Annotated in this window: 11 protein-coding genes; 7 read left to right on the plus strand and 4 right to left on the minus strand. The window is 54.9% G+C overall.

The window, feature by feature from the left end:
• The first annotated feature begins 27 nt into the window (after window positions 1-27).
• Together PSAB_RS04520 and PSAB_RS04525 are read left to right on the plus strand one after the other, a co-directional pair.
• Window positions 28-1,017, plus strand: coding sequence for a Gfo/Idh/MocA family protein (locus PSAB_RS04520; protein ID WP_038595552.1), 990 nt, complete (start codon window positions 28-30; stop codon window positions 1,015-1,017).
• A gap of 19 nt (window positions 1,018-1,036) precedes the next feature.
• Window positions 1,037-1,909 carry a radical SAM/SPASM domain-containing protein gene (locus tag PSAB_RS04525; protein WP_025333390.1) on the plus strand — a complete coding sequence of 291 codons (873 nt, stop codon included), beginning with the start codon at window positions 1,037-1,039 and terminating at the stop codon, window positions 1,907-1,909.
• Window positions 1,910-2,685: 776 nt separating this feature from the next.
• Here the strand turns inward: PSAB_RS04525 and PSAB_RS04535 are convergent.
• The 3 genes from PSAB_RS04535 to PSAB_RS04545 form a co-directional block, all read right to left on the minus strand.
• Window positions 2,686-3,054, minus strand: a complete 369-nt coding sequence (locus PSAB_RS04535; protein WP_025333392.1) for an ArsR/SmtB family transcription factor — start codon at window positions 3,052-3,054, stop codon at window positions 2,686-2,688.
• A gap of 18 nt (window positions 3,055-3,072) precedes the next feature.
• Window positions 3,073-3,996: an EamA family transporter RarD gene (gene rarD, locus PSAB_RS04540; RefSeq protein ID WP_025333393.1), complete on the minus strand. Its 924-nt coding sequence runs from the start codon at window positions 3,994-3,996 to the stop codon at window positions 3,073-3,075.
• Window positions 3,997-4,320: 324 nt separating this feature from the next.
• Entirely contained in the window at window positions 4,321-5,535 is a 1,215-nt protein-coding gene (locus PSAB_RS04545; protein WP_025333394.1) for an alpha/beta hydrolase family protein, read from the minus strand.
• 132 nt (window positions 5,536-5,667) lie between these two features.
• Here PSAB_RS04545 and PSAB_RS04550 point away from each other — a divergent pair, with 132 nt between their 5' ends.
• The 3 genes from PSAB_RS04550 (at window position 5,668) to PSAB_RS04560 (ending at window position 9,482) form a co-directional block, all read left to right on the plus strand.
• Window positions 5,668-6,219, plus strand: coding sequence for a PadR family transcriptional regulator (locus tag PSAB_RS04550; protein ID WP_025333395.1), 552 nt, complete (start codon window positions 5,668-5,670; stop codon window positions 6,217-6,219).
• A gap of 237 nt (window positions 6,220-6,456) precedes the next feature.
• Window positions 6,457-7,629 (plus strand): MFS transporter, encoded by a 1,173-nt coding sequence (locus tag PSAB_RS04555; RefSeq protein ID WP_025333396.1) that lies wholly within the window; start codon window positions 6,457-6,459, stop codon window positions 7,627-7,629.
• Between the two features lie 275 nt (window positions 7,630-7,904).
• Window positions 7,905-9,482 (plus strand): ClC family H(+)/Cl(-) exchange transporter, encoded by a 1,578-nt coding sequence (locus tag PSAB_RS04560; protein ID WP_025333397.1) that lies wholly within the window; start codon window positions 7,905-7,907, stop codon window positions 9,480-9,482.
• Between the two features lie 270 nt (window positions 9,483-9,752).
• Here the strand turns inward: PSAB_RS04560 and PSAB_RS04565 are convergent, their stop codons facing one another.
• Window positions 9,753-10,796 (minus strand): LacI family DNA-binding transcriptional regulator, encoded by a 1,044-nt coding sequence (locus PSAB_RS04565; protein WP_038595556.1) that lies wholly within the window; start codon window positions 10,794-10,796, stop codon window positions 9,753-9,755.
• Between the two features lie 544 nt (window positions 10,797-11,340).
• Between PSAB_RS04565 and PSAB_RS04570 the strand changes: the two genes are divergently transcribed.
• Complete coding sequence (locus PSAB_RS04570; RefSeq protein ID WP_051529714.1) at window positions 11,341-12,792, plus strand: glycoside hydrolase family 32 protein; 1,452 nt, start codon at window positions 11,341-11,343, stop codon at window positions 12,790-12,792.
• Window positions 12,793-12,837: 45 nt separating this feature from the next.
• The gene (locus tag PSAB_RS04575) at window positions 12,838-14,301 is read left to right on the plus strand and encodes a glycoside hydrolase family 32 protein (RefSeq protein ID WP_025333399.1); all 1,464 of its coding nucleotides are present in this window, start codon (window positions 12,838-12,840) and stop codon (window positions 14,299-14,301) included.
• Window positions 14,302-14,312: the final 11 nt, after the last annotated feature.

Here is a 14,312-nt window from a genome sequence, read left to right on the forward strand (position 1 = left end):
AATGCCATTCAAGGGAGAGATAGCTGCATGACCATTCGTTTTGGCGTAGTCGGAACCAACTGGATTACAGACCGCTTTTTGGAGTCGGGACTGGAAAATGAAGATTTTCTGCTGACCGCCGTGTATTCCCGCAGCGAAGAGAAGGGGAAAGCATTCGCCGCGAAATACGCCGGAGCCTCCGTATACACCGATCTTGAGGCGATGGCGGCAAGCGACGAAATCGACGCTGTCTATATCGCCAGTCCCAATTCACTGCATGCGGAGCACGCCCTTATCTGCATCAATCACGGCAAGCATGTGCTGTGTGAGAAACCTGCCGCGTCCAACGCGGCGGAGCTGAGAAGCGTCATCGAAGCGGCGCGGCGCAATAATGTGCTGTTCATGGAAGCGATGAAATCGACGCTCGTTCCGGGCTTCAATATCATCAAAGAGAACCTGTATAAAATCGGCCGGGTTCGGCGGTACTTCGCCAGCTACTGCCAGTATTCCTCGCGGTATGACGCATTTCTTCAGGGGACGGTGCTGAATGCCTTCAATCCGGCATATTCCAATGGAGCCCTGATGGATCTCGGCGTTTATTGTCTTTATCCCATGGTCGTCCTGTTCGGGAAGCCGGATACGGTGAAGGCGACAGGCGTAATGCTCTCCTCCGGCGTCGACGGCGAGGGCAGCATTGTTATGCGTTACGGTGATATGGATGCCGTCGTGATGTACGCCAAGATTACCGAATCCTATCTGCCGGCGGAAATTCAAGGCGAGAACGGCACGATGATCATTGACAAGATCAGTCAGCCGTACGAGGTCAAGATTCGCTACAGAGACGGAATTGTCGAGGAACTGACTGTGCCGCAGACCTATGAGTCGATGTACTATGAAGCTGAGGAGTTTATCCGCCTGGTGAAGGCGGGGGAACACGAGAGCTCCGTCAATTCGCATGCCAACTCGCTGGCGACTGCGGAAATTATGGAAGATGCGCGGAGGCAGCTTGGACTCCGGTACGCCTCGGATCAATGGTAAATGAAACGGAGAGCGGAGCTTGAAGACATTTAAGAAGGTATACATCGAGATTACAAGCGTCTGCAATCTGGCTTGCAGCTTTTGCCCGCAAACGGCAAGGCAGGCGAAGTTTATGAATACGGAAACGTTCAGCGCCATTTTGGACGAGATCAAGCCGCATACATCGCATATCTATCTTCATGTCAAAGGCGAGCCGCTGCTGCATCCGCGAATTCACGAACTGCTGGATGCCGCGCATGACAAAGGCTTCAAGGTCAACATTACGACCAACGGCACGCTGATCCGCAAGGCGGGGCCCAAGCTGCTCGGGAAGCCGGCGCTGCGGCAGATGAACTTCTCGCTGCACAGCTTCGACGGGCATGAGGGATCCGAGGACCGCGATGGCTATCTTGGGCAAATTATTTCATTTGCCAAGGAGGCTGCTGCGCAGGGCGTCTTCATCTCCTTCCGGCTGTGGAATCTCACGCCGGACAATCTGACGAATCTGCAGAGAAACCGCAACCGCGAGACGCTGTCCGTGCTGGAATCGGCATTCGGCCTGGACTACCGGATCGAGGAAAAGATCGTTCCCGGCAGCAGCGTGAAGATCGCCGATCGAATCTTTCTGAACCAGGACCACGAGTTTCAGTGGCCCAGTCTTACCGCGCCTGAGGACGATGGCCAAGGCTTCTGTCACGCCCTTCGCAGCCAGGCCGCCATATTGGTCGACGGGACGGTGGTGCCCTGCTGCCTGGACGGTGAAGGCGTCATTAACCTGGGCAACGTCAATGAGACGCCGTTCTCTGACATCGTGGAGGGAGAACGGGCGAATCGGTTGTTCTACGGCTTCTCCCGCAGGGAAGCGGTGGAGGAGCTGTGCCGTCGGTGCGGGTACCGGCAGCGGTTCGGGTGAACCGGGCAGGGCGGCGACTATGATCGCAGGGGCCGGCCAGCGGCTTGCTGGGGCGTTTGGCTTATGAACGAGGCGACTCGCCGGGTTTGCTGCGGCTGTATCTAAATGATTGGGCCCAGCGATAGGATTGATATAAAAAGAACCTCTCCGTTAGGTTGAAATGGGTTGGCGAACCTTCCATTCTAACCAGGAGAGGTTTTTTTTGCGTGGATGCTTGAATGGGAGAGTGGAACAGAATTTCTCCCGTTTATTTTTCCCTGGAGTACTTATGCCAAGCATAAACTGGAATTTCTCCCGCTTAATCAGGCGATTTTCCCGAAATTGAATAAAAACCGGCAAATAAGCTGGAGTTTTTCCCGCTCATGGTCCGGTTTAGGCTCAAATTGCGATAATAAAAGGGAGCTTTTCCCGTTCGACTGAAGAAAGGATGTCGTTCTTGGCTCGTCCGGGTGGGAAACGGTCCACTTGAATAGGAAACGTTCACTTGGGTAGGAAATGCTCAATTGATTAGGAAACGGTCACCCGATAGGAAACGGTCACCCGATAGGAAACAGTCATCCGGTTAGGGTATGGTTACTTGATTAGGAAACAGTCACTCGATTAGGATACGTTCACTTGGTTGGGAAACGGTCCACTTGATCAGGAAACGGTCCGCTCGATTAGGATACGGCTCACTCGATTAGGAAACGGTCCACTCGATTAGGAACCGATTCCCGGTTATGAGTATTCCCGGGCCTTCAACGATTACCCGGTAACGCTGTAACCCGCCGGATGTTTCAGCTCTGCGTCGCTTCTCTGCCGGAGGCTTCGGTCGACGCCGTTAACCGCTCCGCCTCCCCGGAGGCGTGATAGGCGTTCAACACCGAGGCCAGCAGGCCGGGGAATCGGGATTCCAGATCCTCTGTGCGGACGCTGGAGATGCGCAGGGTGCCCTGCACCCGAACGTGAAGGATGCCGGCCTCCCGAAGTGTCCGGTAATGGTGGGAAAGCGTCGATTTAACGACGGGAACGGCAATATCGCCGCATCTCCGTTCGCCCGATTTATGGATCACATCCACAAGATACAACCGGATAGGATCGCTGAGCGCATACAGGACCGAGGATAATTGAATATCCTGGCGGTCAGGATGATTCAGCACTTTCATCGCATTAGCCTCCTATCGTTATTTGTTACAAGCGATTGCGTTCTTCTGTACGTCCATCTGCCTGACGGGGATAACCCCCGCTTTCGATTTCCGGAACGTCACGAAGGAATAGATGATCAAAGCCAGCCAAATGAAGGAAAAGCTGAGCAATTCGATCTGCGAGAACGGTTCGTTAAACAGGAAAATAGCAAGCAGCAGGCTTGTCGTCGGAGCGATATACTGAATAAACCCGACGAGTGAATACGGGAGCAGCTGCATGGCTTTGGCGAACAAGAATAAAGGCGTTGCTGTCGCTACGCCCGCGAGCAGGAGCAGCACAACCGAGACAGGCGCCAGAGAAGCGAAGATCCCCGCTCCGTGGGACTGAACGTAGATCAGGTAGGCAGCTGCGGCGGGAAGCGCGATAATCGTTTCTCCGGTCAGACCCAGCAGGACATCCAGGTTGGCTATTTTTTTGGCAAGTCCGTATAAGGAAAAAGTAACGGCCAAAGAAATGGCCACCCACGGAATCTGTCCGTATTGCAGGGCCATAATCAGAACGCCGACGCCGGCCAGAACGATGGACAGCCACTGTCCCGGCGACAGCCGTTCTTTCAGGAAGACCACTGCGAACAAAACGCTGATCAAGGGATTCATATAATACCCGAGGCTCGTTTCGATCACATGATTATTGTTGACGGCCCAAATGAACAGAAACCAGTTCGAGCTGATTAGAATGGAGCAGAGAACTACGGCGATGAGACCTCTTCGGCTGGAGCCCACGCTCTTTAGCCGCTTCCACTGCTTCGAGACGGTAACGAGAACAGCCACAAATACAAAGGACCAGGCAATACGATGCGCCAGTATTTCCCATGCGGGTATCGCGGTAAACAGGCGCCAGTATAAAGGCAAAAACCCCCATGCCAGATAGGACAGGACCGCATAAAGGATCCCCTTGTTCATTAATTGTACCCCCAGTACATGAAATCCAGAATGTCATTTCATTCTTAAGTTTGATGACAATCGAACTACAGAATAATCGCAATATAACATAAAGCCAAATGCTATGCAATGATTGATATGTAACCACAGGCTGAGCAGGCCGTCAAAACCAGTGTCGTCATTGCCTCGGGCGCGGGAACTCGAGCTCTGCTGCCTGACGCTGGCCTAAGGCCACTTTGAGGACAACAAAAAGCCTCCAGCAATAACGCGGTTCAGGACGGGAGTGCCCCTGTTAGTGAGACAGGGGTCGCTCCCGATCCGCCGTGTTAGCCGGAGGCTTTAATATTAATGCAGTACGCCTGTCGGTTCGGCGCTGATCTTCAGCGTCTCATCCAGCCAGGAGAAGACGCGGTGATTGAACAGCAGCAGGGCGCCGAAATGGCAGTGTTCTTCCCCGCCGTCCTCCTTGGTGAGCTTCAGATAGGTCTTCGGGCAGGACAGTGCATCGTACAGTCTCTCAGGCTGCCCGGCGAAGAAATGATCCTCTTCCGCCTCGCAGACGAGCGTCGGGCAGAGCACCTGGTCCGCGATACCTTCCATGGTGCAGGGCTCCGTCTTCTCGACCAGCTCGCGGAGAGAGTTCGCCTGGAAGGTGAACATTCCGTTGTCTACCGCCCAACGGACGCCGCTGTGATGCTCCATGATCTTGGCTACGGTTGCTTCGTACTCCTCGAAGGTATAGTCCGTTCGGCCCGCCATGAATTTCTGGCCCATTTCCCGGAAGCGGAACGTGTGCACGCCGTCGTTGGCGATGCAGGCAGCAAGGCGATGCTCGAAGGCCGCCGCCCGGGGCGCGAGATAGCCGCCGAAGCTGATGCCCATCAGCGCGATGCGGCCGGGGTCCACCTCGGGACGGCTGACTACATAATCGACAACCGGCGTAATAACCTTCTCCCAGTCATGACGGAAAGGAATCCGCTGCTCGCGGATCACGGAGCCTTGACCGGGACCCTCGAAGGTAAGGCAGTGGTAGCCCCGCTGGAGAGCGGCGGCGGCTCCGCCGAAATACAGTTCTTCGCCCGTGGAGTCATAGCCGCCGTGAATAATCAGGATCGGACGGGGCTCCGTGGCGTCTGCCGCTGTATAGAAGTAACCGGAAAGCGTCGTTCCTTCGTACGGAATGCTGACCTGCTCCACTTTGGTATCCATCAGCTTCGCCGCTTGTCTGAAGGTGTCGCGGCTCAGCTTCCAGGTGGAGAGCATGCACGGATCTTCTGGGCTCCCGTGCAGGAAGAACTCCGAGGTGCGGTAATAGTTGGAAGCGCGGAGATACGCCTCCCGTGCGCCGATACGCTGGCCGGCGGCCAGTGCTTCATCCGCCAGTGCATGCGCGCGTTCGGCGACCCGGAACCATTCCTTGTGCCAGCTCTCGAAATCGCCCTCAACAATGCGGGAGGCGGTCACCAGGCATTCGCCGATATCCGCTCCACCGTATGGCGCATAGCTTACCGTCCGCAGCAGTTCAAAAGAATAGGCTTCATCATTGAAAATGAATTTCATAATTTTTTCGCTCCTTCATGGATCATGGAATTGTGTGTGACTGAATAATAGGTTAATATTAACCTATAACATAATTGGCTACATGTCAATAATAACTTATGTTAAATTTAACTTATAGTTGGAGTGAAAAGAATGAGTTCGATTAAATACGCCCTGCTCAGTCTGCTGGCCAGAGAACCGCTGAGCGGATATGACATGAAGCAGCAGATGAACGGGCGGGTCAGTTTTTTTTACAAAATCAACAACAACCAGCTTTATCCGACCCTGGCGAAGCTTGAGGCGGAAGGTTTGGTCAGGCTGGAATCGCATGAGCGTGAGTCCTACCGTCCGGCGCGCAAGGTGTACAGCATCACGGACAAAGGAGTTGAATTCCTTAAAGATTGGGTGCTGGAGGCGGATGAACCGCGAGCGTTGGACGATTTTATGCTGAAGCAGTACAATTCCTGGCTGGTGGAGCCGGAGGCGATGATCGGTGTTTTGCGGGCGAAACGAACAGAGCATGAAGAACGTCTGAGGATTTACCGCGCCAAAATCGCGGGCTTTCGCGAGCAGCAAGCCGTCTTTCCCGGCAGGGACCCGCTGTTCTCCTCGATTGCAGTCATTGAGATGGGCATCCGGAATGAGGAGAGCTATATAGAATGGTGCGACAGGGTGATTGAAGCGCTGGGTAGGGATGAGATATAACCCGAATTTCAGCGAAAAAATACCCGGGGCAAGGCTTTAGGGTTGTGTCTATTTTGTGACATTGCCTATATAATTGGAGTAGCTAGTCATGTGGAATATTCCGCCTTGCGCTGGAAGGAGACGATGGACATGTCGAAAGCAAGACCTCCCTGTTAATCTCTAAAATCGGGCCTAGAGCGCGCTCCGCCCAAGATTCCGGTTGGAACCGTCCAATCCGAATCGGGAGGAGATACGCGCATGACGGGTTTGCGCAATTTACGGGTGCTGTATGCGATGCGTTTTTTTGGCAGTCTCATTCCGGCTTATGTGATCGAGAGGCTGTATTGGGAAGAACGGGGCATGAGTATCCAGATGGTTGTATATACGGAGATGATTTTTGCGGTGACGGTTGTGCTGCTGGAGCTTCCGACCGGCATTATTGCGGACAGATGGAGCCGCAAGCGGATGTTGGTTCTGGCCTCGCTGCTCGGCTGCTTCGAGTTTCTGATTCTGCTCTATGCGGATTCGTTCCGGCACTTCGCGCTGGCCGTATTTCTCGCGGCAGTGGGCCGTTCGGCGGGAAGCGGCGCGGAGAATGCGCTGCTCTACGATTCGCTGAAGGCGGCCGGACGGGAGGAGTCCTTTGAGCAGGTGCTGGGCCGCCTGAATGCCGTCGACATCGCCTCCACAATGCTCGCCGCCATGTGCGGAAGCGTTCTGGCCGGCCGCTTCGGCTATGGGTTGAACTACTGGATTTCGCTGGCCAGTTCCATTGCCGCGCTCTTCTTCACATTCATGCTGGTTGAACCCGCCGCAAGCGGCGAGGCGGAGAGGGAGAAGGGGATGCCTGCCTCGGCCTCTATTGCGGGCTCCGTGCGCTTTTTCAGAAGCAACCGGGGCGTCCTGCCAGTCATGCTGTCCGGAATGGTGACGGGGGCGTCGCTGAACTTCATCGATGAATTCTGGCAGCTTTATCTGGACCGGGTCGGGATTCCGGCAGCGGCCTTCGGCTTGTTCTCGGCGTCGATATTTCTGCTCAGGCTCCCGGGCAATATACTTGCCTACAAGCTGAAGAGCCGCCTAGGGAGCAGGCTGCTGCTGACGGCGGTTACCGCCGTCCTTGCTGCGGGCTTCCTGTATCTGTCCATGGCGCGGAACGCCAGCGGACTGGCGTCGATCTTCCTGATCTGTCTGGCCGGCGGCTTGATCGAACCACTTGCGGCCGGATATCTGCATCACCGGATCGGCTCGTCCATGAGAGCGACGCTGGATTCGTTTCAGTCGCTGGGCCTTAATGTGGCGCTTATCGCCGCCGGCCTCGGGTTCGGCTATTTTTCATCCCGCTGGGATGTGTTCGGGGGCTATGGCTTTATCGGAATGCTGTGTCTGGCATTCGGCGTTTATTTCGCATTTGCGTCTTCAAAAATATAAAAGCAGCTCCTCCCGGTGAACGGGGTGCGGCCACGGCCGTCCCGTTATAGGGGGGGCTGCTTTTTTTGCGCTTCGGGCCGAGAGATTCTTTCGCTCGTTCGGGCAGCTTGCGGATGGGGCTGGCGAAGGGCGTTAGGATATTGAAGGGATAGCGCGAATCCGGGAGCGAAAATCGTTGAGGCAATGAACCGGGTTTTGCGGGTCGCCCAACTGCTGATTTGCGGTATAATGGGTTAAGGAGTGACTACCAGAAGTTAAAGAAGGTTTTGCACAAAATGAAGAAACATCAAGAAAGCCATACCGGAAGCCTACTTGCGTCATGGTTCAATTTCAAATTCAGGCTGCTGGCCGGAGGAGTTACGGTCGGACTATTGTCCGGAGCCGCAGTCGTGCTGTACCGGTACTCGCTGGAAACCGCGCTTTCTGCAGCGCATTCGGTCTATTCGTTCGAGCGAACCCACGTCTGGCTGATTCCGCTGTGGTTCATTGTTCTTATTCTTGGGGGCTGGGTAACCGGTCTGCTGGTGAAGAAGCATCCGATGATTGCGGGGAGCGGCATCCCTCAAGTGAAGGGGGTGCTGAAGGGGAAGCTCGAGATGAACTGGTGGCGGGTATTCCTTGCCAAATTCGCCGGGGGCACACTGAGCATCGGGGCGGGGCTGTCTCTGGGAAGGGAAGGCCCTTCCATCCAGATTGGAGCAAGTATAGCCCAGGGATTTAGCAAGGTGCTTGGAAAAATGAAAACGGAAGAAAATTTTCTGATAACATGCGGAGCCAGTGCGGGGCTGGCCGCTGCTTTTAACGCTCCGATCGCGGGTGTCATTTTTGCCCTGGAGGAACTGCATTCCAGTTTCTCGCCGTTCATCATGATGTCGGCTCTGGCCGCATCCCTCGCGGCGGATTTTGTGTCTAAGGAATTTTTCGGCTTGGGCCCGATCTTTCATTTTACCGGTTTGGGCGCGGTGCCCTTAAGTCAATACGCCCATCTCCTTGGGCTTGGAGCCGTTGTCGGCTGCATGGGTATCGGCTTCAACGGAGCGCTGTATAAGTTCCAGAATCTATACCGCCGTCTGCCGGTACGGCAGGAATTCAAGCCGGTGCTGCCGTTCTTGCTAGCCGGTCTGCTGGGTCTTGTCATGCCCCGGGTGCTGGGCGGAGGCAATGATCTGGTTAATGAGCTGATGTCCGGCCACTTTACGATCACGGCACTGTTTATTCTCCTGGCGGTCAAGTTCTTTTTTACACTACTGAGCTTTGGCTCCTCCGCGCCGGGCGGCATTTTTCTGCCGATGCTGGTGCTTGGAAGCATTTCCGGCGGTCTGTACACCCAGATTGTGAACGGGCTGGCGGGCTATCCAGCACTGGAAACCGGCCGCTTTCTCATTCTGGCTATGGCCGGCTATTTAACAGCCAGCGTGAAAGCCCCGATTACGGGCATCATTCTGATCACCGAAATGACCGGCTCGTTCACAAGCCTTCTGTCCACCGGCATTGTCTGTCTTACCGCTTATACGGTGGCGGAGATTTTCCGTTCGCGGCCGGTATACGAGGTGTTGCTAGAGCGCATCACAAGCAGGGGAGCGGCGGCGGAGCCGGAGGCGCCCGCCGGAAAATCGGTAATGGAAATCCCCGTTCATCCGGGGTCTTCGCTGGACGGGCTGCGCATCAAGGAGTTCTCCTGGCCGCCGCACTGCCTGATCGTCTCGATCCGCCGGGGAGAGCTGGAACTGATTCCCGGCGGAGAAGCGCGGCTTCAGGGCGGCGATTATCTTGTGATTTTGACGGATCACCGGTATGCTTCCGATATTCGGGACCGTCTGACGGACGCGGCGTCGGATTGCAGCGCGGTGTAGGCCGTGTGCGGTAAGAAGAATCAGCTCTGTAGTGACATTGAGAAGAAAGAGGCGAATCGCCTCAAACGGAATATCGGCTGTTGGGGAATGCAAAAAATAAGGCGCTGCTCCAGCAGGAAGATACATCAAAGGACAGCTCATCGCTTTATGCGACGGAGCCGTCCTTTTCTTTTGTGAAGATGATTTAGTTGGGACTTGTGAAAGGCCGGGAAATGGAACTCGCTCAAGATACCGCCAAGAATAAGTTCCGTGACTAAAGCGGCACCCCGGCTACTGCGGCAATTGTGCGGCTTCGCCCACCTCATTCCGCCGCCGGGTCGATCCCCGCAGAACGACGCTGGTATCCAGATAGATGGTTTCCTTATGGCGGTCCGGCTGTTCAATCCGGTTCAGCAGCGTCTCGACGACGCGGGTGCCGAGCTCGTATGGATAGGTATGAACGGTGGTCAGCGGCGGGTCAATGATTTTGGCGTTGGCAATGTCGTCAAATCCTGTCACTTCAATTTGTTCGGGCACCTGAACCTTCATTTCCCTGAGCGCACGGACCGCAGAGATGCCGATATCATCATTGGCGCATATGAATGCGGTAGGAAGCTTGGCCAGGCCTTTCAGCTGCGCCGTCATCCACTCGACGGACAGGTAAGGCTGCGTGTCGTCCGGCGTGATGCTGAAGGCGGGGTCCGGCTCATATCCGGATGCCCTCATCGCGCGCTCGAACCCGAGCCATCTCTCGTAAAAGCTGCGGCAGTGATACAGATCCCCGATAAAGCCGATATGCTCATGCCCCTCATCGATCAGCGTTTTGGTAAGGGTATAGGTGGCGAACTCGTTCTCGACCATTAGGATGTCATACTTGTGGCTGTCAAAGACGGTGTTGGGCAGGGAGTCGATGAATACGGTGGGAATTCCGGCGCCGAGGATCGTTTCAATGTAAGGCTTATGAAAAATCTCAATGCACACGATCCCGTCGATGTTAAACGGATTGATGTTGGCCGGCAGCGCGTTGTTTCGGATATCTTCAGGCTTGACCAAGGTCAGAATCAGATTGAAACCCCGGGCGCTCAGCGCTGTTTCCATGCCTTTGATCGTCTCGGCGTAGAAGCTGATGACGTTAATGTCGCCGCGGGTGAGCAGCGCGATGTTCCCCATGTTTATGCTGGAGAAATTTTTGTATTTCAGCTCGGCTGCCTTTTGGAGAATCCTCTCCCGGGTTCCCTCGGGGATTTGCGGATGATTGTTCAGCGCTTTGGAAACAGTGTTGCGTGACAAGCCCAAAGCATCGGCGATATCTTGAATGGTCACTCTTTCAGCCATAGACAGCATGCTCCTTTTTGACTCATGTTTTTTTCAAAATATAAGAATGTATAAGCTCAGAGCGCTTAACAAATTACAATCTTCTTATCATTTTTGTGTGCGAGTGCAAATAAAAATGTAAAGGATAAATGTGATAGAGGAATGTAAACAAAAATGCCCAAAACAAGAGAATAAAAAGCACAAGCAGCAGATTTCTATCTAGTATTGACGAATTTACTCGTTTTAACATCTTATTATATAACCTTTTTCAGTGGTTGCATAGGATATACTTGCCCAAGGAATCGGCTTGGGAGGCGTTTTCCTGAAGATAACTCTGATGGCCGGACTTTCTTTCAGACAGGCAAGGTTTTGAACGGATCAAGAGAAAATTTTTTTGTGAAAAAGCGCTTTAAAAGTGATTGACACTTGGAATTGGAAGCGCTATACTTCAATTGCGTCAAAGTTCTTTACATTTGTAATGAATAATGTAAATAAATTGAGATTAGAGATGTCTATTAAACGTGCTTGTGGAGAGAGCCGGAAGTCGGGTCAATGGAGGTTAACGATGACTGAAACGTACCATGAGCTTTACCGCCCGCAATATCATTTGACACCGCCGGAGGGGCCAATGAGCGATCCGAACGGTATGGTGTTCTATGAAGGAGAGTATCATCAGTTTTATCAATTTACGGGTCGATGGGGGCATGCGGTAAGCCGCGATTTGCTGCATTGGGAGCATCTGCCGCTGGCGCTTGTAACCGATGATCTGGGCGACATCTGGTCCGGCAGCGCCGTGGTGGACTGGAACGACAGCAGCGGTTTCTTCGGCGGCGGCAGCGGTCTGGTTGCCATCTTCACCCACTTCAAGGATGGCTTACAGTCCCAGAGCATCGCTTACAGCCCGGACAAAGGCCGGACCTGGGTGAAGTATTCGGGCAATCCGGTCATTCCCAATCCCGGCCTGAATGATTTTCGCGACCCGAAGGTACTCTGGCATGAGCAGACGGGCCGCTGGGCGATGGCGGTTAGTGTGGACCGGGCCATTCACTTCTACAGCTCGCCCAATTTGCGCGATTGGCAGTTTGAAAGCGTGTTTGAAGGTACCGGCTGCCAGGATGCGGTATGGGAGTGCCCCGATCTGTTCCAGCTTCCCGTTCTGGGAGAGCCGGGCCAGAGCCGCTGGGTGCTGCATGTCAGCATCGGGGACAACGAGGTGACGGATGGCTCCACCGCCCAGTATTTCGTCGGACACTTCGACGGCCGCCGCTTTGTCTGTGAGCATGAGGGCAGCGCTCCCCGGTGGACCGATTACGGGCAGGACTTCTATGCCGCTGTTTCCTATTCGGATATTCCCTGGGAAGACGGCCGGACGATCTGGCTCGGCTGGACCTCCAATTGGCAGTATCCGTTTCATTCACCCACCGAGCCTTGGAAAGGCGGCATGTCGATTCCAAGGACGCTGGTGCTTGCAAGAAACGGCGCCGGCGAGCTTCATCTGGCGCAGCAGCCGGTTCAGGAGCTTGAGAATTTGCGCGAAGAGCCGGTCCGCTTCGGTCCGCTGGAGGTGAAGGATGAGATTCTTCGCCTGCCCTTCTCGGGGCTTTCGTACGAGTTCGAGGCGGAAGTAAGCTGGGACCGCACGGCGGAGTGGGGAATACGCGTCAGGGTCTCGGATGACGGGGAGCAGCATACTGTTCTCGGATTCAGCCCGGAACGCGAAGAGCTGTTTCTCGACCGCCGCAAGTCGGGCTTCAGCGAACTGCCGAAGCGCACGGGTGGAACGGCGAATTTTGCCAAGGTATTCCGGGCGCCGAGAAGCGGTGAAGACGGCAGGTTGTTCTTGCGGGGCTTTGTCGATGATTCGGTCATCGAGTGGTTCGTCGGAGACGGTGAGGAAGTGTTCACATCGCTTGTCTATCCCCGCCTGGAGAGCGGAGGACTGGAATTGTTCGCCCGTGGCGGAAACGCCACATTCAGCCATTTTACGGTTTATCCTCTGAAATCGGTTTGGACATAAGCACATTATAGAAAAAAATATTTTGGAACAGGATGGTGACCTTCTGTGAGCAATACGCTGCAAAATGAAACGGTGCCAATCACCAATAACCGCTACAGGCTTCAATATCATTTAATGCCGCCTGTCGGCTGGATGAACGATCCGAACGGACTCATTTATTATAAAGGCGAATATCACGCGTTCTACCAGCACTACCCTTACGGCCCTTATCAGGGACCGATGCACTGGGGACATGCGAAGAGCAAGGATCTCGTGCATTGGGAGCATCTCCCGATCGCGCTGACACCCTCGATGCCATACGACAGCGGTGAAAATACGGTGTACGGCTGCTGGTCGGGCAGCGGGGTGGACGATGGCGGCGTGCTGACGCTGATCTATACGGGGCATGTGGAAAGCAACAATCCGGTTGAGGTGCAGTGCATTGCGCGCAGTACGGACGGCATTCATTTTGAAAAAGGGCCGGTTAGCGTCATTGATGGCCCCCCGGATGCGGAGTGCTTCGGCTTCCGCGATCCGAAAGTGTGGAAGCGCGGCGACAAATGGCATCTGGTTGTCGGTTACGGCAAGGACGGCAAAGGCAAGGCGCTTCACTATACCTCAGCCGATCTGGATGAATGGGCCTACGAAGGGATTGCGGCCGAGAGTGACGGAACGATGGGCGATATGTGGGAATGCCCGGATCTGTTCCCGCTTGGAGAAGCGGCGGACAGTCATGTGCTCATCTTCTCTCCGATGAATATTGCGCCCGTCAAGACACTGTATTTGTCCGGACAGTTCGACTATGATACGGGGAAATTCAGCAATCAGCATAAGGACCGGGTGGACTACGGCTTCGACTTCTACGCGCCGCAGACCTTCGAGGATGCGTCGGGCCGCCGGATTATGTTCGGCTGGATGAATATTTGGGGAGCGGAGATGCCGGAGAAGGAAGACGGCTGGATGGGCGCCTTCACTCTGCCGCGTGTGCTTACACTCGCGGAAGACGGCAGCCTGCTGGCTAACCCTGCCGAGGAATTGAAGGCGCTGCGGGGCAGCCATGTGGACGCGGCCAACGTCCTGCTGAAGGACAGTGAAGATTTCATTCCGGGTGGAGCGGCAGGAAGCGCGCTGGAGATTGAAGCCGTTTTTGCGGCCGATTCTTCGTCCGATGCCGAGTTCGGCCTGCGCGTGCGCTGCTCGGAAGACGGCTCGCAGTATACGGAAATTTCCTATAAAGCCTCCGAAGGCGTATTGCGGATGAACCGCGACCATGCCGGAGCGGGCGAAGGCGGCGTCAGTGAAGCGACGCTCGCTCAGGCGGAGGACGGACGGATCAAGCTGCGCGTATTCCTTGACAGCTCTTCGGTAGAGCTGTTCGCCAATGACGGACGCCGGACGATTACGAACCGGATTTATCCGCTGGAAAGCAGCCTCGGCCTCAAGCTGTTCTCAAGAGGCGGAGATACCCTGCTTGAAACGCTGAATATCTGGCAGTTGGAGCCTGGGCAAACGGCAGGAGCAGGAGAATAATTGGACCCCGG

Origin of the sequence: Paenibacillus sabinae T27, from assembly GCF_000612505.1 — a bacterium.
Taxonomy (GTDB): Bacteria; Bacillota; Bacilli; order Paenibacillales; family Paenibacillaceae; genus Paenibacillus_AQ; species Paenibacillus_AQ sabinae.